4 protein-coding genes are annotated in these 4,076 nt (G+C 57.9%); 1 reads left to right on the top strand and 3 read right to left on the bottom strand.

What is annotated here, in order from left to right; genetic code table 11:
• Window positions 1-220 precede the first annotated feature (220 nt).
• Window positions 221-517 (bottom strand): DUF1244 domain-containing protein, encoded by a 297-nt coding sequence (locus ACW9UQ_RS18370; RefSeq protein WP_458932443.1) that lies wholly within the window; start codon window positions 515-517, stop codon window positions 221-223.
• Window positions 518-565: 48 nt separating this feature from the next.
• A complete protein-coding gene (locus tag ACW9UQ_RS18365; RefSeq protein WP_458932442.1) occupies window positions 566-1,309 on the bottom strand; it encodes an N-formylglutamate amidohydrolase in 744 nt (247 codons plus the stop codon).
• Window positions 1,310-1,493: 184 nt separating this feature from the next.
• Here ACW9UQ_RS18365 and pyk point away from each other — a divergent pair, with 184 nt between their 5' ends.
• Window positions 1,494-2,942 carry a pyruvate kinase gene (gene pyk / locus ACW9UQ_RS18360; RefSeq protein ID WP_458932441.1) on the top strand — a complete coding sequence of 483 codons (1,449 nt, stop codon included), beginning with the start codon at window positions 1,494-1,496 and terminating at the stop codon, window positions 2,940-2,942.
• A gap of 251 nt (window positions 2,943-3,193) precedes the next feature.
• Here pyk and ACW9UQ_RS18355 read toward each other — a convergent pair whose 3' ends face one another.
• Window positions 3,194-3,865 (bottom strand): HAD family hydrolase, encoded by a 672-nt coding sequence (locus tag ACW9UQ_RS18355; protein WP_458932440.1) that lies wholly within the window; start codon window positions 3,863-3,865, stop codon window positions 3,194-3,196.
• Window positions 3,866-4,076: the final 211 nt, after the last annotated feature.

The raw sequence follows: 4,076 nt of genomic DNA, 5'->3' as shown, positions 1-4,076 counted from the left end.
CCGCAGCTTCCTCCCTGAGAGATTTTCCAACGCGGACCACACTCAGGCCAAGCCGAAACCGCGCACCCTGGCCCGCATCAGAAAATCTTCATCGTTCAAGACCTTCGCTGCGCGCTGGCGAAAGGTCCGCTTGGCCGGTTTGAGGACTTAAAGTTCTGCAAACCAAAGGCCGCGAATCGCCCTTCAGATAGGACGTGACGCTCCAGTCTGTTGAACCAAATTACTCCTCTGGCCGGGTCTTCTCAAACGTTGCCAGTTGATCGCCCGACGCCTCGGTCTGGTAGTGATCCCGCCACTCCGTGTAAGGCATGCCGTAGACGATCTCGCGGGCCTTATCCTTGGCCATATCAACGCCCTTTTCCTGCGCCGCTTCCATATACCAACGGCTCAGGCAGTTGCGGCAAAAGCCGCTCAGGTTCATCAGGTCGATATTCTGCACATCGGTCCGCTCCTGCAGGTGATCGCGTAGACGGCGGAAAGCGGCGGCTTCGAGTTCTAGCTGGGTCTGGGCGTCCATGGCTCTCTCACTTTGTTCAGGACTAATTTAGTTGCGGCAGAGGATTTGTCACGCGACCGGGACCAACGGGGTCAGCAGATCGACAAGTCGTGCGGCCCAGGCTTTCTGACCGGCGTCATCCTCAATCAGGTCGTTGCGGATTTCAATCAGCACATGCGGCACCCCGCGAGAGGTGCCATGCCGGTACATGCTGTCCCCGCGCAACTGCCCGGAATAGGGCTGGTTATCCCCGACCACCAGATCCGGTTGCGCCTCAAGCGCCTTGATCAGCGGACCCGCCAGACGATCATCCTGATCCCACAACACACCGACATGCCACGGGCGCGGATCCCGGCCGCGCAGTTGCGGTGTATAGGAATGCATGGAGATCAGATGCGGCACCAGATCTGCGGTTTGTATCCGGTCAATCTCGGCCGTGATGGCCTGATGATACGGTTCGTACAATCGCTGCTGACGCTCTGCGATCTGATCGGGCGTCAGGGAGCGGTTGGCCGGAATGATTGACCCGTCATAGAGGCGCATCACCAGCGTCGGGTCATCGGCCCCTCGGTTCGGATCAATCACCAGCCGGGAAAACCGGCTAAGCAGGGCAGAACACCCGAACAACCGGGCCATTTCCCGCGTTACACCTGCAGCCCCGACATCATAGGCGATATGACGTTCCATATCCGCCTGCGACACACCAAGAACACCGCCATTGACGAAATCCGGCACATGGTTGGAGGCATGGTCGCACACCATCAGGACGGGGCTCGCCTGATGGGCGGGCAGGTATTCAAACGGGTCTGGCATAGGATGATCTTTCAAGATGACCTTTCTTACACCGCCCGTTGCCCCTGTGCCAGAGGGCCACAGGAATTTCCGGTCCAGCTTGAGATTCCACCGGACAACCGGTGCTGTCTTGGCTATAACCGCGCGGGAACGGGCCCTGATATCGAGGGGACCTGCCCCTTCAACTATGGGACATAGAAAACCGATGCGCAGACGCAACCGCAACGTCAAGATTGTCGCGACCCTGGGACCAGCCTCGGACACGCCCGAGGTGATACGGGAACTGTTTCTGGCTGGCGCCGATGTGTTCCGCCTGAATATGAGCCATGGGGATCATGCCGATATCGAACGGCGCCATCAGATCATTCGTGACCTTGAGATGGAGGTTGAGCGCCCGATCTGCATTCTGGCCGACCTGCAGGGGCCGAAACTGCGCTGCGGCGTGTTTGCCAACGGGTCCGAGATGCTGGAGGAAGGTGCAAGCTTTCGCTTTGATCTGGATGAAACGCCGGGCAATGCGACCCGGGTGCAACTGCCGCATACCGAGGTCCTGAAAGCGCTTGAGGTCGGCTCGACCCTGCTGGTCAATGACGGCAAGATCCGGTTGACAGTGACGGAGCGTTCTGACGAACACGCCACCTGCGAAGTGATCGTCGGGGGCGAGATTTCCAACCGCAAGGGTGTGAATGTGCCTGACGTGGTGCTGCCGCTGGCGGCCCTGTCCGAAAAAGATCGCCGCGATCTGGAGTTTGTCTGCAACCTTGGTGTTGACTGGGTCGCGCTTAGCTTTGTTCAGCGGGCGGCGGATATGGAAGAGGCCCGGTCGCTGGTTGCGGGTCGTGCCGCCGTTCTGGCGAAGATTGAGAAACCGGCCGCGGTCTCGGCCTACGAGGAAATCCTGGCGGCATCAGACGGGATCATGGTCGCGCGTGGCGATCTTGGGGTAGAGCTGCCGGTCCAGGCGCTGCCACCGATCCAAAAGCGCCTTGTGCGCGGGGCGCGGCGTGTCGGCAAGCCGGTGATCGTGGCCACCCAGATGATGGAAAGCATGATCACCAGCCCCGTACCGACCCGGGCCGAGGTTTCGGACGTGGCACAGGCGATTTATGAAGGGGCCGATGCGGTGATGCTGTCCGCAGAATCGGCGGCAGGTGATTACCCGGTTGAGGCGGTCACGACGATGAACAATGTCGCGGAATCAGTTGAGGCGGACGACATCTACCGCCAAGTGATTGAGGCGTCGCGAACCCCGGCCACCACCGCCGTTCCCGATGCCATCACCGTGGCAGCACGCGAGGTGGCCGAAACCATCGACGTCAAAGCAATCTGCTGCTTCACACATTCCGGTACCACTGCATCCCGCATGAGCCGCGAGCGTCCGCGCGTTCCGATCATGGCCCTGACCCCCAAAGTCTCGATCGCGCGGCGTCTGATGCTGACCTGGGGCCTGCATTGCGTGATCACATCCGAACTGGATCGGTTCAAGATGGCCGTTGTCTCTGCCGCGCGCGCGGCTGCCGCGGATGGGTTTGGCGGCCCGGACGATCAGATCATCGTCACCGCTGGCGTCCCGTTCAATACGCCCGGCTCCACCAATATCCTGCGGGTCGCGCCAGTGGATGAGCGGGCCATCTTTGAAGGTGGGCCGGAGTAAAACACTTGTTTTGCCATGCCAGATAGATTGCTCCTTGAGCGCGGTTTCATCGAAACCAACCATTAAAGCGTTTCGAGTTTACCTTGAGACATCACATAAAATCGAAACGCGTACACCATATAGGCTTATCACTGCGTTTCAGGATAATCTTTTGTCTCAGGTTTATCCCGAAACGCTTTAAAAGTGTCGCTATAAAGGGCTGCAGGACGGACTTTTGCTGCCGTTAACTTTCAATGAATGAAAGTCGGTTTTTAATTCTGACCTACCATCAGCCCAACCTCGCGCGCTCCGGAGATGATGTCGCTGGCAATAAAATGCCCGAGTGCGCGTAGGTCGGCATCGGGCTCAACGATATCGGGGACCTGCACCGTTATCAGGCCTGCGGCGTGCGCCGCACGGACACCGTTAGGCGAATCTTCAAACGCAACGCAGGTTGCTGGATCGTGACCCAGACACGCAGTCGCATGAAGGTAGATATCTGGTGCAGGTTTGCTAGCCTCGACCTGATCGCCACCTATTACATTTTGAAAAAGTTCGCTGAGACCTGCCCTGCTTAGATGTTGGTGCGCTTTTTCTGTCGGGATGCTGGTCGCGATGATGTAAGGAATATCTCGTCCAAGCAGATATTCTGCCAGTGCCCGCGCACCAGGTTTGACGGGGATTGTATCTGCCAGCTGATACCTAATTTCTGCATCCCAGACTGCATTGAACTCTTGAAGTGTAACGCGTCCGGAAAGCCCCTCGGTCAACAACCTGCATCCCAGCATGTGGTTCGTGCCAACCAGCCGCCGGAACAGGCCATCATCTTGCGGCAATCCGAGAGTTGTAAGCGCGGTACGGAAGCATTCAAAATACACCCGTTCGGTATCGAGCAACAAACCATCCATATCGAACACAACGGCTTGTGGGTTGGAGACGTACATGAGGGGCAATTCCTATTGCTTGTTTGACTGGCAGCATCGACTTTATTGCAGTAAAGTCGACATTCGAACAGCCTGCAGCATTTTGCAATCTGGTCTAAGATTTTTTGATGCGGGCCAGTGCATTAGGTTTGTTTCTGGCGGTGTGGCCCGCGTTGACAACTCTGACAAGGTGGAAGCTGCGGGATGCGTGTGCCGCTCTATGGGGAAAGCG

It is taken from the genome of Halovulum sp. GXIMD14793 (assembly GCF_054457435.1).
This window is presented reverse-complemented; position numbering and strand designations above follow the sequence as displayed.